Genomic DNA, 25,250 nt, shown 5'->3' with positions numbered 1-25,250 from the left:
CTTTTTGAATTTTTAAGATGCTTATGCGGATTTTTCTTCTTGTCTTGCAGTTTGCCTGCATCGCTTTTGCGCTGTTCCTGTGCTACCAGGTTGCTATTGCCCTGAGCACACCGCATTACGATTTAATGGAAGTTGTGGCTGACGTCGGCACCATTTTAATCTGTATTGATTTAGCGACGTTCTTATTCAGCAGCAAAAAACAGGACGGCATCAGTTTTGAAGATTACGCAAAACAGCTGGAGCAGCCGCCGTCTAAATTGGTGTATGTGACCCGTAAATTAGGCCATTTGGGCATTATGCTGATATTAGTCAGCTGGATTGTGCCAATGCTGCATGCTTAATACCGCATGAAACAGACATAAAAAAACCTCCCATCGGGAGGTTTTTTTATTTCAGCATTAAAGATTACTTCGAACCTTTAATCCCTGCTTGAAGCAGCAATGCGCCCAAACCGCCAATTTTATTTTCTTGCGGTTTAGCAGCCTGCGGCTTCTTATGGTTATTTTGCGGACGATCACCTTGAGGACGCGTGTTTTGCGGACGTTTGCCTTGCGGCTTGCGGTCACCGCGCTGCTCATTGCTGTGCTCACGGCGCGGCTGACGCGGCGCTTTAGCAGGCGCTTCTGAGCCTTCAGGACGCATCGACAAGTTCACGCGGTTACGCTCAGCGTCTACAGTCAGTACACGCACTTGCACGATTTGGCCCGGTTTCACCACTTTATGCGGATCAGACACAAATTCATTCGCCAATTCAGAAATATGCACTAAGCCATCCTGATGCACGCCAACATCCACAAATGCGCCGAAGTTGGTCACATTGGTGATCACGCCTTCCAGCTGCAAGCCTTCGGTGAGCTGTGATACTTCGGTGATGTCTTCACGGAACTTCGCTGTGCGGAATTCTGGACGCGGGTCACGGCCCGGTTTTTCCAATTCAGACAACACATCCTGAATCGTTGGCAAACCGAATTGTTCGTCGGCAAAATCTTCCGCCTTGACTTGGCGGATAATTTCGCTGTTGCCGATCATGTCTTTGACTGTTGTTGCTTTCGCTTCAACAATCTTATTCACCAAACCGTAAGATTCAGGGTGAACGGCAGATGCATCCAATGGTTCAGAACCGTCTTGAATGCGCAGGAAGCCCGCGGATTGCTCAAAAGTGCGTTCGCCCAAACGTGGCACATTTTTCAACGCCTGACGGTTGTCAAAACGGCCGTTTTCTTTACGGAAATCGACAATTTGCTGCGCAATGGATTTATTCAGGCCCGCAATATAGCCCAAAATTGCGGCGGATGCGGTGTTCACATCCACACCCACGGCGTTCACACAGTCTTCCACAACCGCATCCAGCGTATTCGCCAAACCGGTTTGATTCACATCATGCTGGTACTGGCCCACACCAATCGATTTTGGATCAATCTTCACAAGTTCCGCTAATGGATCTTGCAGGCGGCGCGCAATCGACACGGCGCCGCGGATTGAAACATCCAGATCAGGCAGTTCGTTCGATGCCAGTTCAGACGCTGAATACACCGATGCGCCTGCTTCAGACACAGACACGCGGGTCAATTTCAAGTCACTGTTGGCCGCCATCATTTCGGCAACCACAGCTTCAGTTTCACGGCTCGCTGTGCCATTGCCAATGGCAATTAAGTCGACATTGAATTCACGGCAAAGGCGCGCAAGCTCTGCAATTGAGCCAGCTTTGTCTTCTTTTGGCGCAAATGGATAAACTGTGCTGTGCGCAACCACATCGCCCGACTGGTTCACGACCGCCAATTTAACACCGGTACGGATGCCTGGGTCTACACCCAATGTGCAACGCGCGCCTGCAGGCGCAGACAGCAATAAATGGCGTAAGTTTTCTGCAAATACATGCATTGCTTCAGCTTCGGCAGCCAAACGCTTTTCCGTGAGCAATGAATGTTCAATGGCAGGGCGGATTTTGCCTAACCAGAACAGTTTTGCTGTTTGCTTCAAATAGTCTTGACGGCTTTGCGGCTGCACTGCATCCAGGCTGTATTCAGTTTCAATGCGGGCCAATGGCGCATGGTCTTCGCCGTCCACTTTCAAGCCCAGCACGTTTTCCTGACGGCCGCGCAGCATCGCCAGCAAACGGTGTGACGGCACTTTGTTCAGATTTTCAGAGAAATCGAAGTAATCACGGAATTTTTTACCGACTTCTTTTTTCTCATCAGACGCTACGGAGCTTTTCAACGCCGCAGTTTTAGCAAAGGTGTCTTTCAGCTCTGCAGTCAATGCGATATTTTGCGCCCAGTCATCAATCAGAATATGCTGAATGGCGTCCAGCTGGCTTTCTGCATCTGGATAGTCTTCATGGCTGAACCCCGCCAATGCTTCAGCAGGATCTACCGCTTCTGCAAAAATTTTCTCAGCAATTGGGCCTAAGCCAGCTTCTTTAGCTTTAAATGATTTGCTGGTGCGTTTTGGACGGTATGGCGCGTAAATTTCTTCTAATGCGTTTTTAGTTTCTGCACCGTTCACACGGGCAAGCAAATCGTCAGATAATTTATTTTGTTCTTTCAGCGATTCAATAACTTTTTCACGGCGTTCGTATAAGTCACGCAAATACGATAAGCGCGTGTCGAGTTGGCGTAACTGCGTATCGTCTAAGCCTTGCGTCACCTCTTTACGGTAACGCGCAATAAATGGAACGCTGGCACCTTCATCAATTAATTTAATGGCAGCTTCAACTTGATTTGGACGTACGGCAATTTCTGTTGCCAACTGCTGAACTAAGTCAGTCATCGTATGTGATCCCACAAGGATAAGTTCTAAAAGCCATGATTATAAAGACCAAGACCATAAAATCCACAATTGTTTTTATTAATTTGCTTACGGTTTTTATTGCCAATTCACTGCAATTTAACATTTTTCACTTAAAGTTTTAATGAAACATGAATTTAGCCCAAAAAATATAAGTCAATTATCCGCCAAACCATGTATATATTTAGTATCTATGTCTTGATTTTAACTGCAATATTTGTTGCTTTAGAACATAGTCAACAGATACACATGAGTCGTATACTCAAGTTATGCCAACTTTTGTTACGAAGACAATAAAGAATAAGGAGCACATCATGAGTTTAGTGGTACCTGCCGAGAAGACTGATGCCGTACAAGCCGATACAGACCGCGTAGAGCGCATTCTCGTAGTCGATGATGATGTGCGCCTGCGTACGCTATTGCAGCGATTTTTAGAAGACAAAGGCTTTGTGGTGAAAACTGCACATGATGCCACTCAGATGGACCGGCTTTTGCAGCGGGAGCTGTTCTCACTGATCGTGCTGGATTTTATGCTGCCCGTTGAAGACGGCTTGAGCATTTGCCGCCGCCTGCGCCAATCCAATATTGATACGCCGATTATCATGCTGACAGCGCGCGGCAGCGATTCTGACCGCATTGCGGGGCTGGAGGCCGGTGCGGATGACTATCTGCCGAAACCATTCAACCCGAATGAGCTGCTGGCGCGCATCCGCGCAGTACTGCGCCGCCAAGTGCGTGAAGTGCCTGGCGCGCCAAGCCAGCACATGGAAGTGGTCTCTTTCGGCCCTTGGTCTTTAGATCTATCTACACGCACATTGACGCGTGAAGGTCAGGTGGTCACCTTAACAACTGGCGAGTTTGCGGTATTGAAAGCGCTGGTTCAGCACCCGCGTGAACCCTTAACCCGGGACAAGCTGATGAATTTAGCCCGCGGACGTGAATGGGGCGCAATGGAGCGCTCAATTGATGTTCAAGTCTCGCGCCTGCGCCGTTTAGTGGAAGAAAACCCTGCCCGCGCGCGCTACATTCAAACCGTATGGGGCGTAGGCTATGTCTTTGTTCCAGATGGCGCTGAGTAATTTTTTAAGTCATAGATGAATTCCCAGCTTTGAATTACGTGACAGCCCATTCGCAACTGTTTGAGACAGGAGGCATCCGATAAATTTTGTTTCTGCGATAAATATACTTTTATCACTGTAAGCGAACGAGTTTTGCGAATGAAATGGTTTTGCCTACTTTTGCCGAAACAAAAGTAGGTCGAACCGAAGGTTATTCCATCAAATTAATTCTAATGGCAAGACGCCGCCGTGCTGTGCAATCGCATCTGAACAATAAAAAGCAGAAAATCATGATGTATCAATTCAGGATCAATTCGTGAAACTTGACCCCATCGACCCGCAAGAATTTACCGACTACGCAGCCTACCAAGAAAAAAAACGCACCTCTTGGGAACGCTTCTTAGACAAAGTCAAACCGCGATCCGCCGCCATGCGCACCACGGTTCTGGTTCTGTTTATTGTCTTTTTCAGCTTATTCATGTCCCTCTGGTTCTTTTGGCGCACGCTGTATTTGCCGGAAATTCAGCAGCATGCGCGCTATTTAGCGGTCGAATTGGAAATTATCAACAATCCTGATCTGCGCATTTTCCATAACAATGCCGAAGTGGATGTCGACACCTGGATGAAAAACCGCGTTGGCATTGAATACATTACCGATCCCAAAGAATTTCCCAATGTCAAAGACAAAGTCATTGCTGAGTTTTTTACCAACCAAATTGAAAAAAAACTCGCCAATGAAATGCGCATTGACAATGCCACCGTGTATTTCCAATTTAAGCCCGACCCGCGCATTTGGATTCAAACGCCTGAAATGAATGGCAATTGGGTGAGGGAGCCGTTAAAGACCTATGCCAATTACAGCCCCGAGCTGATTTTTGGCTGGCTGCTGGGGATTCCGCTGATTGCCGCGGTAATTATTCTAACTTTAGTGCGCCAGCTCAACCGGCCCTTAGCCCGCCTGCAGCATGCCGCCAACAGCTACAGCAAGACCGGCACAGCGCCCTACTTGGAAACCAATCACGGCCCGCAGGAAATCCGTGAGGTGAACCAAGCCTTTAATCATATGATTTATACGCTGGATCAGGCCGAGCGTGACCGCCGCATCATGCTGGCGGGCATCTCGCATGATTTGCGCACGCCGCTGACCCGCATCCGCCTGAGTGCAGAAATGATGCCGGATGATGACTTCCTCAAAGAAGGCCTGATTTATGATGTTGAGGATATGGACGCGATTTTAAATCAGTTTATTTCGTATATGCGTGACGGCTCAGATGAAGAGCCGCAAGATACCGATATCAACATGCTGCTGCAGGAACTGATTATTCAATTCAAACCCTTGGATATCCGCTTTGAAGCGCAAGAGCTGCCGATTATTCAAGCGCGCAGCCTGTCTCTCAAACGCCTGATCGGCAATTTAATCAACAACTCGAAACGCTACGGCGCAGAACCCATTGAGCTGTCCGCATATGTAGAAGCTGAGCAGCTGATGATCAGTGTGGCGGACAATGGCGAAGGCATTCCGGATGATCAGATTGCAGACCTGATGCAGCCCTTTGTCCGCGGCAATGATGCCCGAACGGTGCAAGGCAGCGGCTTAGGCCTGGCGATTGTCAAGCGCATTGTGGATATCCATGAAGGGCAGCTTTCAATTCATAACCGCCCTCAAGGCGGTTTAGAAGCGGTGATTTCATTGCCGCTGAAGAAAACCGAAGCTGATGAAGTTTTAAGCAGCAGCCCCTTAGAAAAAATCAAGCAAACTTTCAGTGAGCGCTTCTAGCAAGCGCTCAAATAGCGAACAAACAGTTTTGTGCAATCCTTAAACAAGCTTAGTTTTTGTTTTTTAAAACAATATCTTAAAAATCATAAAAATATCTTATACCCGCATTTTTTCAAAAAATTAGACCTTAGCCTAACAGGTATGCAAAATAGCTTTTTTGATCGGTACAATCCGTATCAGTTTTAAGATTTCCCAGAGAGTAAAACATGTCTTTAGATCGCATTCGTTTAGCATCACTTCACGATAAAGTTATCAGCGCTGAACAAGCAGCGGCATTTATCAAAGATGGCATGACGGTAGGTATGAGCGGCTTCACCCGCGCAGGTGAAGCAAAAGCGGTGCCTTTAGCGTTGGTGAAACAAGCAAAAGCAAACCCATTGAAAATCACATTGATCACGGGTGCGTCTTTAGGCAATGACCTCGACAAGCAGTTAACTGAAGCCGGTGTTCTTGCACGCCGCCTGCCTTTCCAAGTCGACAATACTTTACGTAAAGCGATCAACAAAGGCGAAGTGATGTTCATCGATCAGCACTTGTCTGAAACGGTTGAACAAATGCGCAACCTGCAGCTGAAAAAACCGGACGTTGCAGTGATTGAAGCTGTGGCGATTACTGAAGACGGCGGCATCATCCCGACGACTTCTGTCGGCAACTCTGCAAGCTTTGCTATTTTTGCAAAAGAAGTGATTGTAGAAATCAACACCAACTTAAGCCCGGCTTTTGAAGGCCTGCACGATATCTACATCCCGTCTTACCGCCCAACGCGCCAGCCAATTCCATTGACTCAAGTGGATGAGCGCATTGGCACAAGCGCAATCAATATCGATCCGTCTAAAATTGTCGGCATCGTTTTCAACAGCGAATACCACGATTCTCCATCTACAGTGACTGAACCGGATGATGAGACTCAAGGCATTGCTAACCATCTAATCGCTTTCTTTGAAAAAGAAGTGGAAGCAGGCCGCCTGCCGAAAGACCTTGGCCCGCTGCAGGCAGGGATCGGTTCAATTGCAAACGCTGTATTGACTGGCTTGAAAGAATCCAACTTTGAAGATCTGGTGATGTACTCAGAAGTGCTGCAAGACTGCACATTTGAATTGATTGATGCAGGCAAAATGAAATTTGCTTCAGGTTCTTCCATTACGCTTTCTGCTAAATACGGCGAAAAAGTATTTAACAACCTTGAACAGTACAAAGACAAGTTGGTGCTTCGTCCGCAAGAAATTTCGAACCACCCTGAATTGGTTCGCCGCTTGGGCATTATCGGCATCAACACTGCGCTTGAGTTCGACATTTACGGCAACGTAAACTCAACTCACGTTTGCGGTACAAAAATGATGAACGGCATCGGCGGTTCAGGCGACTTCGCGCGTAATGCTCACCTTGCAATCTTCGTGACTAAATCAATTGCGAAAGGCGGCGACATTTCTTCGGTTGTGCCATTTGCATCGCATATTGACCATGCAGAGCATGACGTAGATATCCTGGTAACTGAACAAGGCTTAGCTGACCTGCGCGGTTTAGCGCCACGTGAACGTGCTCGCGCTGTGATCGACAACTGCGCTCACCCTATGTATCGTGATGCATTGAACGATTACTTTGACCGCGCATGCGAAAAAGGCGGTCAAACGCCGCACATTCTTCGTGAAGCGCTGTCTTGGCACGTTAACTTCGAAGAAACTGGCCACATGCTGGCGCAACAAAAAGAAGCGAAATCTGCTTAATTCTGCGCAATAAAAAAACGCCCCCAAGGGCGTTTTTTTATGCCTTTTATTTTTGAAGACCGCTGATTAAATCCTGCAAACCCGACGGATTTATATTGATCAAAATAAAAGCTTAAAAACCGATGTTTATTCTTCGCCCCTATCTCGAATCTGATTTAGATGCCGTGATTGCGCTTTGGGAACTTTGCAATCTGATCCGTCCATGGAATAACCTGGAAATCGATATTTTCAGAAAGCTCGCCCAGCAAGACCGGCTCTTTCTATTCGCCGTCAAAGATGATCAGCTTATTGCAAGTGTCATGGGCGGCTATGACGGTCACTGGGGCTGGGTCAATGATCTTGCTGTACACCCAGATTTACAGCGCAACGGCATTGCCACTGCTCTGATTCAGCAATTGAAAAAGCGCTTACAGCATGAGGCTGCCCAAAACTTCAATGATTCATTCGTCACGACAACATCGATGTACAGAATTTTTATGAACAATAGGGCTATGAAGAAATCGACATGATTTGTTTGGGCAAGCGCTTGATTCCGGATAAATAGAGATATAGCCCCTCTTCTGCTATTTTAAAGGCCAATAAATTGATGTGATTTACAGCAGCATGGCTAAAAATGGATTGCAATGCATGACTTTAAATTTTAGGATTTGCCCCCATAAATTCCCCAGAATATAGAAAAGAGATTTCCCATGCGTGTAGATATCTGGTCAGATGTGGTTTGCCCATTTTGTTATATTGCGAAAAAACGTCTTGAAGCCGCTGCCGAAGAATCCGGTGTAGAACTTGAAGTGTTTTGGCACAGCTATCAACTTGATGCAGATGCGCCCGCTCGCCTGGAAATTTCCAATACTGAACGTCTGGCGCAAAAATACGGCCGCAGCATTGAAGAAGTTGAAGACATGCAGCGCAATATTGCAGAAATGGCCAAGGCTGAAGGCATTGATTTTAACTGGCAAAAAGCCAATTCAGGCAATACATTGAATGCGCACCGCCTCATTCATTTGGCGCAAAGCAAAGGCCTAGGCTCGGAAGCGGAAGAAGCCTTTTTCTATAGTTATATGACCCAAGGCTTAGCCATTGGTGAGCGTGAAACCTTGGAAGATGTTGCCTCCCGCATTGGCTTGAATCCAGTTGAAGTTGATGACTTGCTCGACTCAGATGAATTTGCCGATTTTGTAAAATATGATGAAGAAGTTGCCCGTGATCAATTAAAAATTACCGGTGTACCCTTCTTTGTATTTGAACAGCGTATTGCATTGGCAGGCGCTCAGCCCAAAGAAGTGTTTAAACAAGTGATGGATAAAGCCGCTGAGCTTCCCGAGCTTGCCCCAACCCCGGTATGCAGTGATGAAAGCTGTGAAACCCCAGAAAAATAATTAGCGTTGCCTGAATAAAAAAATCCCCTCATCTGGGGATTTTTTTAGCGCTGCATATCTATAAATCTGTTAATCGACCAAGAAGCTGATCTTTAAGTTGACGCGGTATTCCGTAATTTTGTTGTCTGAGATCATCACTTTCTGTTCGTTGACCCAAGCGCCCTGCACGTTTTTTACCGTTTCGGTTACCTTGGCGATTCCGGTTTGAATTGCATCCTCAAAACTTTGGGTACTGCTGGAATTTACTTCTACAATTTTTGCAATGGCCATTACCGCTGTTCCTCAATTTTTCTTATCGAGGCTCTATACTAGATTAAAAAATAAACAACAATAGGCACTTTAAAACTTGAACAGCAAAAACTTACGGAATAGACACAGTTAATATTTTCTTTATTTTTAGCTTACAAATCGTTGCTCCATCTTACATGCTCAAGACAATGCAAAGCCTCAAAGCCCTATAATCTAAAGGCTCTACCCTATCAGCTATCGAGAGCAATATGACTACAGAAAATCTATCCTCTGCTTCAGACTCTGCGCCTCAGGACACTGCTGCAGAGGCCTCTTGCCGCAAAAGCAGCTGCGCGAAATCATCTAAGTTTTCACCCACGGTAAAAGGGGTATTGATTGGCGCTGTTGCCGGCAGCATTTTACCCGTTTTCGGCACATTCAGCGGCGCTGTAATCGGCGGTATTGCTGGAAAAGTTTACCAAAAAAAATGTTCGAAGCATGCTTAATTTCGAGCATTAAGAACCTGCAGCAAGTGGTCATGCGCAAGGCTGACCACTTAGAATATTTACTCTAAACAATTGTTTTATAGCAATAAAAAACAAACCGCTCATCTTCTGTTGCCGAATTGATCATTTTCTATTGCATGTGTTTTGCTATTATTTTAAATGAAATTGAAAGCATTAAATGCATCTCCCGTCCAGCTTTGCTGGACTTTAGAAAAGGAAATAATCATGAACGCACTAAAATCAGTCTTCGCTATTGCTGTTATGGCCATTTCTGCTACTGTCTCTGCACAAGTTGTTTATACACCTGATTTTCCAGTTAAAAAAGAAGCACCTGTTCAAGCTTCAAATCCCGGCACTCAAGCGCCTGTTTCTGAAGCATCTGGATTAAATCAGGCAGCATCAGAAAAATCGGCTTAAATTCAAGCTGATTTTTCTGTCAAAAAAAAGCAGATCCGTATTCTACGGGTCTGCTTTTTTTATTTCATTTGACAATATGCCTAAGCCAGTACAGAGCGCCCGCTTTTCGGCCTTTTCCCGAGCAAGGCAAGCCCGTGAGCATGCGGAAATCCAAAGCCCGATTTTAAAAATACGGTTATTTTTTCACTAAAATGCACTTTTTTTGTCAATTTTGCAGACTATTCGTCAAAACTTGACGTTTTTTTTCATGCTTTTTTTCCTGAAATACATATAATCAATTCAATATCATTCTTTTTGTCAAATACATAGGTCTGCCTATGCAAAACCTTCAGGCGCTTATACAGGGAAAAGTTTCACCGCAAGCCATTAATCTTGATGACTTGATTGAGATGGCAGAACAACACCCGCAGCCAAATTCTGCAGAATATAAATTAATCGAATTGGCAGCCAATATCGTTTTAGCAAAATATTTAGAAAAAGCTCAAAAATTTCTCTAGGGGAATCAACTGAATGAATGCGTTAGAAAAAGCGCTTCTCATTAAAGAACTGCATCAATTAACAAATGATTTAGAACATCGGGCGCTTTCTTTTTATGAAATTGCCAAAGCAAAAAAGCGCATTAAAGATATTTTTTCGCTCTGTGACGAGCCTATTTTTCAAAAGCAGATCCTCTCTTATAAAGCTCGAATTGAGCCGCACGCGGCAGCCCAAACTTTTGCTGCAGGCACACCCTTTGCGCAAGATTTCCGGGGCTATTTCACCGATGAGCTTTCGCTGGAAAAGCAGCTGTATTTAATGCCTCAATCTGGCTGGGCATTTTTGCATGTCTTGAATAAAGGCTGGCAAATCTGGCTGATTCCCGCATCCAACCGGACGGCATTGATCAGTGACTGGGGAAATTTTGAAGACAACTATTCGTGGATGCTTCAAATGCAAAAGCACTATGCGTGCCTTAGCACCGATGATGCAAAGCGCGAAGCCGAAGCCGAAGCCGAAGCCGAAGCCGAAGCCGAAGCCGAAGCCGAAGCCGAAGCCGAAGCCGAAGCCGAAGCCGAAGCCGAAGCCGAAGCCGAAGCCGAAGCCGAAGCCGAAGCCGAAGATTCAACGCATATAATGGACGTGTCAAGGCAGATTCCTGAATCTATTCTATTCAATAAAATGCAGGGCCAATTGCATAAACTGACATTGCCTGCAGCTGAAAAGCCGCCGCTGTATACCGTGCTGCTGCCTGATGCGCCTGAGATTGCACAGCAGTATGATATTGCACTGTATGGCGCCGAATTTGCTACATGGCACACCCGCCCAGTCTATATTGCGGCGCAAATCAATGCGCAAGGGCAATTCATCAAGCATCTGATCCTTTTGGGCGCATGCAATCCAGTGCAGGCGGTAGAACTCAGCCAACTGTTCGCCCAGCAGTCCGGCCATCGGCTGGCCTCCACTCACGAAATCAGCCTGATTGCGCTGGAAACTTCAATGCAGCGTGCAGACACGCTGTTTAAATGCTGTTATGAACAGGCAAAAACTGTCTGGGAAATGGATCATGGCCATCCCTTTATCCCGTCTCAAGCCATTCACACACAAAAGTTCATTCAATTTTCGGAACCAGAGGCAGATTTCAGCACCCCTATTTTACTGCTGGAAGAACGGCAAAAAATCCGCGTGATTCATGGCGAAAAACGCTTAGCGCTGTCTAAAACAGAAACCGCCTATCCCTATTTAATTTTGCACCGCAGGCATGGCCTAAATTGGCAAATGATCCAATCCATTATTTCAACTCTGCCGCAGCCCATCCATGCTGCAGAACTGTATGAGGCCATTCAGCAGCATCTGCCAGGCGAGACGGCCTAGCTGATTTTAAATGGTATTATTATTGCAGCTTATTCTTGCTTTTCTATGGGATATCCAACAAAACTACGGTTAAGTAAAAGATATATAAGAGCTTTAGAATATGCCCAAAAATAATATCTGCTTTGCAAAAAAAATTTTTCTTTCTGCGGCTCTAGGGATCACATGCTGTACAGTTTTGGCCAATGAAACACCAGCTGCAGCGCCAGCAGCTGATGCCGAAAATATAGATACGGTTAATAACAGTGAACAGGGCTTGCTCTATCTAATTCCCCGGATGATCGATGCGGTTCCAACCTTTCTGCCCGAACAGTCTGATTCCAGCTATGTGCCAACGACTGCTGAAACAGAAGACAGCACATGGAGCGACCGCCAGCAGAAAAGCATCCGCAACTGGGCAGACCGAACCGCCAATAAAATTGACAATTGGTTTGGAGACCCAGATCCCCGTCATCCAGCATCTGCAACACTGCGGGTCCTGTTAGACAGCAGCTGGAATAAGCATGACGGCTACGAATTCAAGCCCCGCATTCGAGGCAAGATCAAACTGCCGACCTTAGAGCGCAAAGTCAGCCTGGTGTTTGGTGATGACTCTCTAGACAATGAATTGGCCAATAACAATGCTATTACCAATGAGAATACCCCAAGCGCATCAGATAAAAATTTTGATAAAGAGCGCATACGTGAAGACAACAGCTCTCTGGCGCTGCGCTGGTCAAATTTTTCCAAGCACCTTCCTTTTGAAACTGATTTTGACCTCGGTGTCCGCTCTGGAGATGATATCTATATCCGTGTCAAAGCAAAAAAAGACTGGGAACTTGAAAATGATTTCAAATTCCATGCTGAACAAATTTACCGCTACGGCGTAGACAGTGAAAATTATTTGCGCACCAATTTAGAGCTGGTTCAAAACAGCCCCAATAAAGCCCTATTGGCGGACCAGTTTAACCTTACCTATGCGGATACGCAGGAAGATGATCTCACCTGGGATAATTTCATCTTCCGCCAGCATAAGTTTTTCCATGAGCATACGTTCAGCTACGGCGTATATACAGGTGGTTTCCTCAATAATAAAGATTTGCGCTTAAACAGCTGGGGGCCTTATGTATCATGGCGTCAGCCATTTTTAAGAGAGTGGTTTTATATTCAGGGCGATTTAAATTACCTGAATGATCACCGCAATGACCGCAGCCATTTTATTGGCGCGCTGGTGCGTATGGAAGCCTTATTCTGAATTCAGCCTGGGCGCAAAAGCCCCTTGACGGAATCATGCTGCAGTCAAAGCGTTTAAACATATCCGCCGGCCATTTTACCGGTCTTGATGCAGGCTCAGCAGCTCAAATCAAATCAAGGATGTGCATTTGCAGCGGTACTGCGCCATGCAAGGCGCTCGCTTCTAACCGCCGCGGATGACATTCAGGCTGCTTCAATACAGCAGTCATATTCAAAAAAAATACCAGTCAGCTTATGCACTGACTGGTATTGTTCTGACGCTGTTTTAGCGCCTGCTGTTTATGATTTTAACAGCAGGCTGTTAATGCGTTTTAAATACGACGCCGGATCTTCAGGCAAACCTCCTTCCGCAATCAGCGCCTGATCAAAAATTACATTCGCCAAATCATCAAAATGCGCAGCGCCATCCAGTTTTTTCACCAAAGGATGCTCTGGATTAATTTCTAAAATGGGCTTGCTTTCCGGCACTGGCTGGCCCGCCTGCTTCAGCATGCGGATCAATTGCGGTGAAAGTTCACCATCCCCTGTGACCAAACAGGCTGGCGAATCAACTAAGCGCGTTGTGACACGCACCTCTTTAGTTTTGCCTTTTAAAGAATCTGCCAGTTTGTCCACCACGGGCTTAAATTGTTCAGCGGCAGCTTCCAAGGCTTTCTTCTCTTCCGCATCCTGCAAATCACCTAAATCTACAGCGCCTTTTGCCACGTTCTGCATCGGCAAGCCATCAAATTCAGTCACGAATTCCATCGCCCATTCATCCACACGCTCAGACATCAGCAGCACTTCAATGCCCTTTTTCTTGAACAGTTCCAGCTGCGGCGAATTTTTGGCGGCGCTCAGACTGTCTGCCGTCACATAATAAATAGCCTTTTGACCCTCTTTCATACGGGCTTTGTAATCGGCCAAAGACGTCGATACTTCATCATTCACTGAGCTGGCAAAGCGCAATAATTTCAAAATGCGTTCACGGTTGCCCATGTCTTCGCCTAAGCCTTCTTTCAATACTGAACCAAATTCAGCATAGAAGGTTTTGAATTTGTCTTGATCCTGCTCATTTTCAGATTTCGCTAAACTATCCAGCAAATTCAGGACACGGCGCGCATTGCCTTCCCGAATGGTTTTCACATCACGGCTTTCCTGCAGCAGTTCACGGCTGACATTCAGCGGCAAATCAGCGCTGTCTACAACACCCTGTACAAATCGCAGGTAGTTTGGAATCAGACTGTCAGCATCATCCATGATAAACACGCGTTTCACATACAGCTTGATGCCCGCTTTGGCTTCACGGGTAAAAATATTGCCCGGCGCTTTGCTTGGAATGTACAGCAGCTGCGTATATTCAGTGCTGCCTTCGACACGGTTATGCGCCCAAGCCAAAGGCGCATCAAAATCATGCGTCAAATTCTTATAAAATTCGATGTACTGCTCATCGGTAATTTCACTTTTGCTGCGGGTCCATAAGGCGCTGGCGGAATTAATGGCTTCCCACTCATCCGTTTTCACATATTGGCCAGCTTTTGGCTCTTCACCTTCTGCCGCTTCTTCTTCCTGCCAGATTTCCTTCTGCATTTCAATCGGCAGGCTGATGTGGTCTGAGTATTTATTGATAATCCGCTTGACTTTATACGCGTCCAAATAATCCAAAGCATCATCACGCAGGTGCAGAATGATATCGGTTCCACGTGAAGCCTTGCTGATTTGCTCCACCTCAAACTCGCCTGTACCGCCGCTGATCCAGCGCACGCCTTCAGAGGCATCTAAGCCGGCGCGGCGCGATTCCACAGTAATTTTATCTGCAACAATAAAGCCTGAATAAAAGCCGACGCCAAACTGGCCAATCAGCTGTGCATCCGATTTTTGGTCGCCTGTCAGTTTGGACATAAAGTCTTTGGTGCCGGATTTTGCAATAGTGCCTAAGTTGTCAATGGCTTCCTGCTGGCTCAAGCCGATGCCATTGTCAGAAATCGTCAGCGTTTTATTGTCTTGATCTAAAATGACGCGGATATGCAGGTTTGGATCATTTTCATAATATTCGGCATGATTGATGCCTTCAAAACGCAATTTATCACAGGCATCAGACGCATTTGAAATCAGTTCGCGCAGAAAAATTTCAGGATTGGAATACAGCGAATGGGTTACTAAATGCAGCAGCTGTGCGACTTCTGCCTGAAAGCTGTGTTTTTTTACGTTTTGCTCGCTCATCAGTTTATCCTCAAATATGAACAGTTTTTTTATATACAGCTATATGAATGGAGCAACTTCAGAAATTTTCAATCCTGCAAGCATGAAAAAAGGGCTTAAAACGGCCCTTGCTGATAGATGCGGTTCATATACAGATCCAGTTTTTGCTGACGCATTTTATAGACCTCCGTCAGGCAGCTGACATTGTCACGGCATTGGTCCCGCATCTGCAGCCATTTCACCTGCTGATCCTGAATCGCCCCTCTCGTGCCCATCGGCACCAGACGCTTAAGAATATTGTAAGTCGTGGCCATTTTTACATCTGCATCATTTAAAATGAGATGATTGCAGACCGTATGTTCCGTGACGGTTTTTGCCTGACTGCAGTCAAAGCTGGCTGCAGAAGTAAAATAACTTGCGCCGCTGAAAAGAACCAAAACTAAATATTGCTGAATTTTCATGCCTGCTGCCCTTCTCATTAAAATTCCCTTTAGGGCTTTTTTTATAAATTTCAGTTATTAAACTGTACGTTGAATCAGCTTAAGCCGCAATACAGCCTACTTCCATAATCGTTATAATTTTGTGCGGCGCATGAATAAAAACCCCATCATATAGACGGGGTTCAAGCGCTGATTTTATTTTTTATTATTAGAATTTGTAGCTGTAGCCAATGGTATAAACAAGCGGATCAATATCTAGATCAAAAGATTGAAGTGTTTCAATTTTCACTTCCGGGCTCAGCTGTGCATAACGGACATCTGCAAAAACGCCCCAGTTCTTCGCATCTGCGGGCTGGAAGTTAAAACCAATCTGGCCAGCAACACCATAAGCCTCTTTGACATCAACATCAAGGCCGCCTAAACCGCGCGTTTCTTCATCCCATGGAATAAATGCAGTTGCACCTACACCCACATAAGGCGTAAAACGGCTTGCATTTTTAAAGTGATATTTTGCAGTAATTGTTGGCGGCAAATGCTTAAGCTTAACGGCATCTACACCATTTAATGTTACATCATGGCTGATAGGCGCCGCTAAAAGCAGCTCTGCAGAAATATTATCATTAAAGAAATATTCTACAGATGGTGTGAATGCTAATTCACTATCCGCTTTCACAACACCTAAGCCAGAGACAGAAGTATCACTTGTCGGAGCAACTGCTGAACCGCCAACTTTCACCTGCCATTGGCCTGCCATCGCAGAAGCAGAAAGACCCAATAATGAAATAAGAGCAACTTGCTTTAACATATTCAAACAACCTCTGGGAAAATTAATATCTAATTTCAAACATTAATTAATCATATCCGCTATTATAAAAATTATGCAATAGCATTAATTAATATTCATTATTATTATTTAATAAGTGTTTGTTTAATTTAATTATTTATTTTAAACCAAGCTTGAAGGTGGGTTTTATTAATTTATTAAAATATTATAACATCCTCATTATATACCAACCAAAATCATCGGAATTAAACAATAAATATTATTTTATCCAGACAGTTTTAATCAGAATTAGGCATAAAAAAAGGCGATTTTAAAATCGCCTTTTTTATTCATTTAACGGATTAAAGCACCATTGCCGCAATCCAGCCAAAGATCATCAATGGAATATTGAAATGGATGAATGTAGGAATCACCGTATCCCAGATATGATCATGCTGGCCATCCACCCCAAGGCCTGCGGTTGGGCCCAAAGTTGAATCTGACGCAGGCGAACCGGCATCGCCCAATGCAGCCGCTGTGCCAATCAGCGCGACCGTCGCCAGCGGACTGAAGCCGAATTGCACGCAAAGCGGGACATAAATCACCGCCAGTACAGGCACGCTGGAAAATGATGAGCCAATCCCAATGGTGACAAACAAGCCAATAAACAGCATGAGGAAGGCCGCAAGCGCATGGTTATCACCAATGATATGCACCACGCCATTGACCAGCTGATTAATGTCTCCGGTCTGTGTCATCACGGATGCAAAACCTGCTGCGGAAATCATGATGAAGCCCACTAAAGCCATCATGCGCATGCCTTGCACAAAAACATCATCTGCATCTTGCCATTTAAAAATGCCTGCGCCGGACAAGACGGCAAAACCGACCAAACCGCCTAAAATCATTGAGCCTGAATACAGCTGAGCAGCCAAGGTCAATACAATGGCCAAGAACGCCATCAGCATGGTTTTTTTAGCGATCACCGGCGCTTTTTCAGCTTCATGCTTTAATTCTTCTGCATCATCCAGCAGCTGCACTTCGCCTGCGCGAATCGGTTTATCTAAATCAATTGCAGTGACCCGGGCTACAGCTCGGTCCACATATATGCGGGGCTTGCGGTAACTGACAAACACTGCAAAAAGCGTCCCAAGCGCCATGCCCAATACAGGAATGGCCATCCCCGCAGGCATCATCCAGCGCTCTACATGCAAACCGTAAGCTGCGCCAATTTTATTGATGTTGCCCATCAAAATCTGTTCCAGGAAAATAGCGCCAAAGCCGACCGGCAGCAAAATATACGTCCCCACCAAGCCCAGCGTTAAAACGCAGGCAGCGGCGCGGCGGTCTAAATTCAAATGGTTCATGACCTTCAATAAAGGTGGAACCAATACAGGGATAAAGGCAATATGCACAGGAATGAGGTTTTGAGAGCAGATTGCAGCCACCAGCAAAATACTTAACAGCAAATATTTCACCCTTTTGGCCCGGACATGGCTGACTTCTGCACCCAGCAGGCCAATCAGCTTATGCGCCAATAAATCAGGAAGCCCTGATTTTGACAGCGCTAGCGCAAATGCGCCAAGCACTGCATAAGCCAGCGCAACTTCTGCGCCATCGCCTAAGCCTGAGTTAAATGCATTGATGGTATCTGACAGGCTCAGTCCAGCGACCAGGCCGCCAATGATTGCTGAAATGACCAAAGTCAAGACAACAGAAACTCGTGCGATGGAGAGTATAAACATCACCGCAATCGCGATTACTACGGCATTCATGAATAGATTAAGGGAAGATGAAAAAACGCCATTTTAGCAGATTAAAAAACCATAAACTGCAATTTGAGCCGCATTCATCTTCACTTTGCAGATGGGCCGGTTTGCTGCCCCAGATTAAATTTCCTGGCTGGGCTGCTTCTGAGCAAATTCAGCAATCGAATGCGCGATTTTTTCGGGCTGGCTTAACACTGCCCAATGGTTAGCTTCAACTTCAATGATCGATAAATCCTCTACCCATTGCGGAAGAGTAGCAATATAGTCTGGACTGACAAAATTATCATGCTTTAAAACAATTGCTTGTACTGGACAAACCGCATAGCGCTGTCTAGGCTTGGTTAAACGCGGAATAAAATTCGCACGGTATAAACTGATACCATATTTGCCGTCTTTTTGAATATTATGATTCAGCGGCAGCTGCTGTTTCCGCTCCAGCTCGTTGACAATTTTCCCCCAACGCTCAGGATTAAAAAAATGCCATACTGCAGGCGCAAGAAAAGGCAATTGAAATACTCCGATATACCAAGACTTGCTGAGCAATTTCAGCAAATTTGCTTTTTTATTTTTAAACTGCTCACGCAACAGAAAAGCGGCATGATCCAGGCAAGGTCCAGATATTGTGGTATAGGATAAAATCTGCCCGCGGAACTTCGGTTCAGTCACAGACTCCCACGACTGAATAGATCCCCAGTCATGCGCAGCCAAGTGAAAAGGCCGGCCGCCCAATACAGCCTGCGTGACGCTGTCTAAATCCTGCGACAGCTGTTCCAGCCGAAAATCCTTCACGCGCTTGGGAATAGTTGACTGGCCAGCGCCGCGGACATCATAGGTCACAATATAAAAATCTTTCATCAGCAGCTGAATCACCGGCTCCCAAACCTCTTGGTTATCCGGATAGCCGTGCACCAAAACCAAAGCCGGGCTGCGCTCATCGCCCCAGGCTTTCACGTAAAGTCGCTGCTGATCCGAGGTATTCACCCACTGTGTACGTGCTTCCATGTCGCGGTCCTTTTATTGGCGTTTTGCGCTGATGCGCTGGCTGTCCGATCAATGCCAGAGCTTTTATTCTGTTCTAGTATGGTGGTCTGATCATAAAAAGAAATTGACCGATATGAGCTTAAAGCAAAAAATAATGACAATTCCAATTGTCTCGAAATTTTTACTCAACCACTACGCGCCGTATAAAGGCGCCGGCATTGAAATCACCAAGATAGACCTGCCTAATTATCATATTCGCGTAAAAATGCCGCTGACGCATAAGAACCGCAATATCATTGGCGTGCATTTTGGCGGCAGCCTATATTCCATGGTGGATCCTCTATATATGCTGCTCCTGATGCATCATTTAGGCTCAAAATATATTGTCTGGGATAAAGGCGCCAATATTCAATTTCTGTCGCCTGGGCGCGGCACCGTCTATGCGGACGTCCGCCTGGACTTTCAGGAAATTGAACATATCAAAGTTTTAGCGGAAAACTACACGCCTGTGATCCGCAACTATTCTTTAAATATTTTTGATGAGGCAGGCCTGCGCATTGCCGAAGTTCAAAAAACACTGTATATCCGGCGGAAATCGTCTAAAGCCCGCAAATAAAAAAGCGCCCGATCATTCAAGCGCTTTTCTCAATATTCAAGCCTAGCGTTTCTGCTCGATTGCAGCGCCTGCGCCGCCGCCGATTGCGCCGCCGATTGCTGCGCCTGCATTGCCGCCAAAAACACTTTTGCCGACTGCAGAACCAATTGCGCCTCCCACACCGCTATATGTCGCGTTGCGGTTAGAGCCATTTTGGGTCTTGCTGCCGATTGCAGCGCCTGCGCCGCCGCCGATTGCACCGCCTAATGCCGCTGCGCCGATCCGCTGTTCATTGGCGGACATGTTTTCACAGCCAGCCAACAGCATTGCAGACATCGCAGTTATTGCAACTGCGCCTAATACTTTTTTCATAACCATTCCCCATTTTGCTTTAGTTACATTATATTTTCATATTATGGAACTAAATCTGAATGATTGTTAATTCTAAGAAAAAATTTGCAGTAATTTGTAAAATAGCTCTGAATAAATCAGCGCTATTCATGACTCAAAACTGCATAAAATACAGTGATCTTATTCATCTTCACTGAGTACAGTCACGTCTCTGGTCACTGTACCATTGTTAGTGATGACCGCATGTGAAACCTTCGCCTTACTTTCTGGAAGTTTGGCCTGCTCCACTTGTAAAGTACGCTTCACTGGCTCCTGACCCTTCTTAAATTCTACGCCTTCCGCATCAATGCTTTTCGTTTGAAGCAGAACTTGGCCATCCTGCTTAACCGTTTTATTGACTTCAACTTTCGAGGTTGGAACAATCACGCCGCCTTTTTTGATCACAGGCGCGGACAATTTTTTGTCTGAAAACTGAGCTTGATTATCTTGCAGCTGAATTTCTCTAGCCACAATATCTTTGCCGTTATTGGTTACTTCAAAAACAGTTGCTTGAACCTCACGTACAGGTTCTTGCCCTGCTGCCTTACGGATTACTTCAGTTTTCAAGACAGGGACAACAGCCTTATCTTCCACCACAATACTGGCTGGCAGCGGTGCTGCAAACACACTTGCAGACGTAGATAAAACCGTAAATGCTAAAACTTTTTGAATTGCTTTCATAAATTTTTCCTATTCTTTTATTAAAAAAATAAAGTAAATAAATTCGTTCTCATTTCAATATAGGCAAATTTTGAATAATAATAAAGCGGTATTTTTCATTTATCTGGAACATTGCCGGCATAAAAAAAGGCGCCCGAAGGCGCCTTTCATATCACATCAACTCAGGGCTTAAAGACCGTTGTTGAACTCTTGGCTAAATGCTTGGCTAAGCGCCTGATCAACATCAGAGAAGTCATTATGAAGCTCTTGTTCAGCAGCTTCTGCTTCTTGACGGCGGCGTTCCAAGTGGTAAGCCAAACCTGTACCTGCTGGAATCAGACGGCCTACAACCACATTTTCTTTCAGACCGCGCAAGTCATCTTCTTTGCCTGTTACAGCCGCTTCAGTCAACACGCGAGTTGTTTCCTGGAACGATGCAGCAGAGATGAACGAATCAGTAGAAAGCGATGCTTTGGTGATACCCATTAACTGACGTTCAAACTTCGCAGGGAACTTGTTCTGAGCCAATACGGCCTGGTTTTCACCGACAACGCGGATATAATCCACTTGTTCGCCTTTAATGAAGCTTGTATCGCCGCCATCCGTGATGTCGACTTTACGCAGCATTTGACGCACGATCACTTCAATATGCTTATCGTTGATTTTCACACCTTGCAGGCGGTATACATCTTGAACTTCGTTCACGATGTAGTTAGTCAACGCCACTTCACCCTTCAGACGCAAGATGTCATGCGGGTTTTGCGGACCGTCAGAAATCGTTTCACCGCGGTTCACATGTTCGCCTTCGAACACGTTAATGGTACGCCATTTCGGAATCAGTTCTTCGTAGATCTCAGAACCGTCATCCGGGGTAATCACTAAACGGTTTTTGCCTTTCGTTTCTTTACCGAAGCTGACCACACCTGAAATTTCAGCAAGGATCGCATGCTCTTTCGGCTTACGTGCTTCGAACAAGTCAGCTACGCGCGGCAAACCACCGGTAATGTCACGGGTACGTGAAGTTTCTTGCGGTACACGGCCGATAACATCACCGACACCGATTGTTTCGCCATTACGGACAGAAAGAATCGTGTTTTGCGGCAGGAAGTAGAACTGCTCACCGCCATCAACTGTGTCTAACACAACTGCAGGACGTAAATCTTTACCTGACGCAGGACGTGAAGTCACTGGCAAGATTTCGATTGTAGTCATGCCTGTTGCATCATCAGTTTTCGATGTCACAGTTACGCCGTCAGCGATTTGGCTGAAACGCACTTTACCGGCAACTTCTGTAACAAGTGGATGCGTATGCGGATCCCAAGTCGCCACGATACCGCCTGCAGCTACTTCTTCGCCATCTTTCAGAATGATCGAAGCACCGTATGGAATTTTGTAGCGTTCGCGTTCACGGCCCAAGTCATCTGCAATACCGATTTCGCCTGAACGAGAAGTCGATACCAAGTGGCCTTTTGCGTGCTGTACAGTTTTCACATTATGGAAACGTACAGTACCTTTGTTGCGCACTTGAATACTGTTGGCAGCAGATGTTCGGCTTGCAGCACCACCCACGTGGAATGTACGCATGGTTAACTGTGTACCCGGCTCACCAATTGACTGCGCAGCCATTACACCTACAGATTCACCAGGGTTCACCTGATGACCGCGTGCAAGGTCACGGCCGTAACATTTCGCACAAACACCGAATGTTGACGCACAGTTAACCACTGAACGCACTTTAATTTCGTCAATACCAGCATTTTCAATAAATGTAGCTAGTTTTTCATCAATTAAAGTATTGCGCGCAAGAAGAACTTCTTCCGAACCCACTTTCTTCACATCTTCAGCAACAACGCGGCCCAGAACTCGTGCACCCAGGTTCTCAATGACATCGCCACCTTGAATGAATGGCGTCATCACTAGACCGTCGAATGTACCGCAATCTGGCTCAGTAATAACCAAATCCTGCGCTACGTCTACAAGACGGCGCGTTAAGTAACCTGAGTTTGCTGTTTTCAGTGCTGTATCGGCCAAACCTTTACGCGCACCGTGTGTTGAAATGAAGTACTGAAGTACGGTCAAACCTTCACGGAAGTTGGCTTTAATTGGGGTTTCAATGATCGAGCCATCCGGTTTCGCCATCAAACCACGCATACCCGCCAACTGACGAATCTGCGCTGCCGAACCACGGGCACCCGAGTCAGACATCATATAGATTGAGTTGAATGATTTTTGCTTCTCGTCTTCACCCTGCTTGTTTTTAACAGTCGTGAATGACAAGTTGTCCATCATCGCTTTCGCAACTTGGTCGTTGGTACGCGCCCAAATATCGACCACTTTGTTGTAACGTTCGCCCGCAGTTACGAAGCCTTGTTCAAACTGCTGTTCAATTTCACGAACTTCAGTTTCAGCTTTGTCAATAATGGCTTGTTTTTGCGGTGGAATCAGCATGTCTTCCATACCGACAGACACACCTGAACGTGTCGCTTGACGGAAACCCAAATACATCAATTGGTCAGCAAAGATAACCGTATCTTTCAAGCCCAGTTTACGGTAGCAAGAGTTAATGATTTTAGAGATGTTCTTTTTGGTCATCTCAACATTAATTTGCTGGAAGTCCATACCTTCAGGCACAACTTCCCAAAGCAAGCAGCGGCCAGGTGTTGTATCTACAACAATGGTTTGATGCTCACGGTTACCATTTTCATCAATCACCGTTTGATGTACACGCGCTTTAACGCGGGCGTGTAAATCAACTTGGCCTGTTGCAAGCGCGCGGTTTACTTCGTCAGTATCCGCAAACACCATGCCTTCACCTTTGGCATTGATTGCATCACGCGTGATGTAATACAAGCCCAAGACAACGTCCTGTGACGGCACGATGATTGGCTCACCGTTCGCTGGAGACAAGATGTTGTTTGTAGACATCATTAACGCACGAGCTTCTAATTGAGCTTCAAGTGTTAATGGTACGTGTACCGCCATTTGGTCACCATCGAAGTCGGCGTTAAACGCAGCACATACGAGTGGGTGAAGACGGATCGCTTTACCTTCAATAAGAGTCGGTTCAAATGCTTGAAGACCCAAACGGTGAAGTGTAGGCGCACGGTTCAGCATGATTGGATGCTGACGGATCACGTGAGCAAGAACGTCCCAAACTTCTGGAGTTTCACGTTCAACCATTTTCTTCGCAGCTTTAATGGTTGTCGCTTGGCCAGATGCCTGCAGTTTAGCGAAAATGAATGGCTTGAATAATTCAAGCGCCATTTTTTTCGGAAGACCGCATTGGTGCAAACGCAGTGATGGACCTACAGTAATTACCGAACGGCCAGAATAGTCAACACGCTTACCAAGTAAGTTTTGACGGAAACGGCCTTGCTTACCTTTAATCATGTCTGCCAAAGATTTAAGCGGACGTTTATTCGAGCCCGTAATTGCACGGCCGCGGCGGCCGTTATCCAGCAATGCATCTACAGATTCTTGCAGCATACGTTTTTCGTTACGTACGATGATATCTGGCGCTGCAAGGTCAAGAAGACGCTTCAAACGGTTGTTACGGTTAATCACACGGCGGTAAAGGTCGTTCAAGTCAGAAGTCGCGAAGCGGCCGCCTTCAAGCGGAACCAACGGACGAAGATCTGGCGGAAGTACTGGAAGTACATTCATCACCATCCATTCTGGCTTGTTGTTTGACTCTTTAAACGCTTCCATCAATTTCAGACGTTTAGAGGCTTTTTTAAGCTTCGTTTCTGAAGTTGTGTTCGGAATTTCTTCGCGCAGGCGAGAAATTTCAGCTTCAAGATCGATGTCTTTCAACAAGTCCTGAACAGCTTCCGCACCCATTTTCGCTGTGAATTCATCACCGTGCTCTTCTAACGCATTGAAGTATTCTTCATCGTTAAGAAGCTGGTATTTCTCAAATGGAGTCATGCCTGGGTCAGTGACAACATAAGATTCGAAATACAATACACGTTCGATATCACGCAGCGTCATGTCTAAAAGAAGACCGATACGGCTTGGAAGTGATTTTAAGAACCAGATGTGCGCAACTGGAGAAGCAAGCTCAATGTGACCCATGCGTTCACGGCGAACTTTCGCTGTTGTTACTTCAACGCCACATTTTTCACAAATGACGCCTTTGTATTTCATACGCTTGTATTTACCGCACAAGCATTCGTAATCTTTTACTGGACCAAAGATTTTGGCACAGAACAAACCGTCACGCTCTGGCTTGAACGTACGGTAGTTGATTGTCTCAGGCTTTTTAACTTCGCCGTGAGACCATGACTTAATCATTTCTGGTGACGCAAGACCAATACGGATGCGGTCAAACTCTACAGGAGCGTGGCCGTCTGAATCCGTCTTTTTGCGCATGATATCGAGCAAGTCTTTCAATTTTTTTCTCCGTGTGTTGTGGAGATTTTCACTTCACAACTGGGTCACAAATATTGTTTTTACTGAATTTCGGGAATCTTGAAAATCCCCCTAAGTCCCCCTTTATGAAGGGGGACTTTCTCCCC

Annotated in this window: 21 protein-coding genes and 1 pseudogene; 12 read left to right on the top strand and 10 right to left on the bottom strand. The window is 45.8% G+C overall.

The genetic code is table 11. From position 1 onward, the window contains the following. Positions 1 to 23: 23 nt before the first annotated feature. Positions 24 to 341, top strand: coding sequence for a hypothetical protein (locus JZ784_RS10605; RefSeq protein WP_130143833.1), 318 nt, complete (start codon positions 24 to 26; stop codon positions 339 to 341). A 64-nt stretch (positions 342 to 405) separates the two neighbouring features. On the opposite strand, the gene JZ784_RS10600 is transcribed toward JZ784_RS10605, so the two are convergent. Next, the gene (locus JZ784_RS10600) at positions 406 to 2,769 is read right to left on the bottom strand and encodes a Tex family protein (protein ID WP_005007027.1); all 2,364 of its coding nucleotides are present in this window, start codon (positions 2,767 to 2,769) and stop codon (positions 406 to 408) included. A gap of 332 nt (positions 2,770 to 3,101) precedes the next feature. Here JZ784_RS10600 and ompR point away from each other — a divergent pair, with 332 nt between their 5' ends. From ompR to JZ784_RS10575, 5 genes and pseudogenes are all read left to right on the top strand, one after another. Continuing rightward, the gene (gene ompR, locus JZ784_RS10595; protein ID WP_005007026.1) at positions 3,102 to 3,866 is read left to right on the top strand and encodes a two-component system response regulator OmpR; all 765 of its coding nucleotides are present in this window, start codon (positions 3,102 to 3,104) and stop codon (positions 3,864 to 3,866) included. 295 nt (positions 3,867 to 4,161) lie between these two features. Further along, on the top strand, positions 4,162 to 5,622 hold the full coding sequence (locus tag JZ784_RS10590) for an ATP-binding protein (RefSeq protein WP_346314849.1): 1,461 nt from the start codon (positions 4,162 to 4,164) through the stop codon (positions 5,620 to 5,622). A 206-nt stretch (positions 5,623 to 5,828) separates the two neighbouring features. Then, complete coding sequence (locus JZ784_RS10585; protein WP_005007022.1) at positions 5,829 to 7,346, top strand: acetyl-CoA hydrolase/transferase family protein; 1,518 nt, start codon at positions 5,829 to 5,831, stop codon at positions 7,344 to 7,346. Positions 7,347 to 7,468: 122 nt separating this feature from the next. After that, a pseudogene (locus JZ784_RS10580) lies at positions 7,469 to 7,833 on the top strand (GNAT family acetyltransferase). Between the two features lie 202 nt (positions 7,834 to 8,035). Next, the gene (locus tag JZ784_RS10575; protein WP_346314848.1) at positions 8,036 to 8,722 is read left to right on the top strand and encodes a DsbA family oxidoreductase; all 687 of its coding nucleotides are present in this window, start codon (positions 8,036 to 8,038) and stop codon (positions 8,720 to 8,722) included. A 69-nt stretch (positions 8,723 to 8,791) separates the two neighbouring features. On the opposite strand, the gene JZ784_RS10570 is transcribed toward JZ784_RS10575, so the two are convergent. Beyond that, complete coding sequence (locus tag JZ784_RS10570; RefSeq protein WP_005007015.1) at positions 8,792 to 8,992, bottom strand: dodecin family protein; 201 nt, start codon at positions 8,990 to 8,992, stop codon at positions 8,792 to 8,794. 227 nt (positions 8,993 to 9,219) lie between these two features. On the opposite strand from JZ784_RS10570, the gene JZ784_RS10565 reads away from it, so the two are divergent. The 5 genes from JZ784_RS10565 to JZ784_RS10545 all read left to right on the top strand — a co-directional run bounded on the left by JZ784_RS10565 (position 9,220) and on the right by JZ784_RS10545 (position 12,955). Next, entirely contained in the window at positions 9,220 to 9,456 is a 237-nt protein-coding gene (locus tag JZ784_RS10565) for a hypothetical protein (protein ID WP_346314847.1), read from the top strand. A 159-nt stretch (positions 9,457 to 9,615) separates the two neighbouring features. Beyond that, complete coding sequence (locus JZ784_RS10560; RefSeq protein ID WP_346314846.1) at positions 9,616 to 9,873, top strand: hypothetical protein; 258 nt, start codon at positions 9,616 to 9,618, stop codon at positions 9,871 to 9,873. 317 nt (positions 9,874 to 10,190) lie between these two features. Then, positions 10,191 to 10,370, top strand: coding sequence for a hypothetical protein (locus tag JZ784_RS10555; RefSeq protein ID WP_346314845.1), 180 nt, complete (start codon positions 10,191 to 10,193; stop codon positions 10,368 to 10,370). Positions 10,371 to 10,383: 13 nt separating this feature from the next. Next, positions 10,384 to 11,724, top strand: a complete 1,341-nt coding sequence (locus tag JZ784_RS10550) for a hypothetical protein (RefSeq protein ID WP_346314844.1) — start codon at positions 10,384 to 10,386, stop codon at positions 11,722 to 11,724. Positions 11,725 to 11,824: 100 nt separating this feature from the next. Then, complete coding sequence (locus JZ784_RS10545; RefSeq protein ID WP_346314843.1) at positions 11,825 to 12,955, top strand: hypothetical protein; 1,131 nt, start codon at positions 11,825 to 11,827, stop codon at positions 12,953 to 12,955. Positions 12,956 to 13,233: 278 nt separating this feature from the next. Here the strand turns inward: JZ784_RS10545 and htpG are convergent, their stop codons facing one another. From htpG to JZ784_RS10520, 5 genes are all read right to left on the bottom strand, one after another. Next, positions 13,234 to 15,156: a molecular chaperone HtpG gene (gene htpG, locus JZ784_RS10540; RefSeq protein WP_346314842.1), complete on the bottom strand. Its 1,923-nt coding sequence runs from the start codon at positions 15,154 to 15,156 to the stop codon at positions 13,234 to 13,236. A gap of 95 nt (positions 15,157 to 15,251) precedes the next feature. Further along, entirely contained in the window at positions 15,252 to 15,596 is a 345-nt protein-coding gene (locus tag JZ784_RS10535) for a hypothetical protein (RefSeq protein ID WP_346314841.1), read from the bottom strand. A 187-nt stretch (positions 15,597 to 15,783) separates the two neighbouring features. After that, on the bottom strand, positions 15,784 to 16,380 hold the full coding sequence (locus JZ784_RS10530; protein ID WP_005006999.1) for an OmpW family outer membrane protein: 597 nt from the start codon (positions 16,378 to 16,380) through the stop codon (positions 15,784 to 15,786). A gap of 320 nt (positions 16,381 to 16,700) precedes the next feature. Beyond that, positions 16,701 to 18,113, bottom strand: a complete 1,413-nt coding sequence (locus tag JZ784_RS10525) for a Na+/H+ antiporter family protein (protein ID WP_005006997.1) — start codon at positions 18,111 to 18,113, stop codon at positions 16,701 to 16,703. A gap of 114 nt (positions 18,114 to 18,227) precedes the next feature. After that, a complete protein-coding gene (locus JZ784_RS10520) occupies positions 18,228 to 19,109 on the bottom strand; it encodes an alpha/beta fold hydrolase (protein WP_346314840.1) in 882 nt (293 codons plus the stop codon). 112 nt (positions 19,110 to 19,221) lie between these two features. Here JZ784_RS10520 and JZ784_RS10515 point away from each other — a divergent pair, with 112 nt between their 5' ends. Next, the gene (locus JZ784_RS10515; protein ID WP_026253377.1) at positions 19,222 to 19,704 is read left to right on the top strand and encodes a DUF4442 domain-containing protein; all 483 of its coding nucleotides are present in this window, start codon (positions 19,222 to 19,224) and stop codon (positions 19,702 to 19,704) included. Between the two features lie 42 nt (positions 19,705 to 19,746). Here JZ784_RS10515 and JZ784_RS10510 read toward each other — a convergent pair whose 3' ends face one another. From JZ784_RS10510 to rpoC, 3 genes are all read right to left on the bottom strand, one after another. Beyond that, a complete protein-coding gene (locus tag JZ784_RS10510; RefSeq protein WP_346314839.1) occupies positions 19,747 to 20,055 on the bottom strand; it encodes a DNA transfer protein p32 in 309 nt (102 codons plus the stop codon). 159 nt (positions 20,056 to 20,214) lie between these two features. Beyond that, positions 20,215 to 20,754, bottom strand: coding sequence for a hypothetical protein (locus tag JZ784_RS10505; RefSeq protein WP_346314838.1), 540 nt, complete (start codon positions 20,752 to 20,754; stop codon positions 20,215 to 20,217). Positions 20,755 to 20,922: 168 nt separating this feature from the next. After that, positions 20,923 to 25,125 (bottom strand): DNA-directed RNA polymerase subunit beta', encoded by a 4,203-nt coding sequence (rpoC, locus tag JZ784_RS10500; protein ID WP_005006987.1) that lies wholly within the window; start codon positions 25,123 to 25,125, stop codon positions 20,923 to 20,925. Between the last annotated feature and the right edge of the window lie 125 nt (positions 25,126 to 25,250).

The sequence above is a fragment of the Acinetobacter sp. CWB-B33 genome (assembly GCF_039655955.1).
GTDB classification, from domain to species: domain Bacteria; phylum Pseudomonadota; class Gammaproteobacteria; order Pseudomonadales; family Moraxellaceae; genus Acinetobacter; species Acinetobacter bouvetii.
This window is presented reverse-complemented; position numbering and strand designations above follow the sequence as displayed.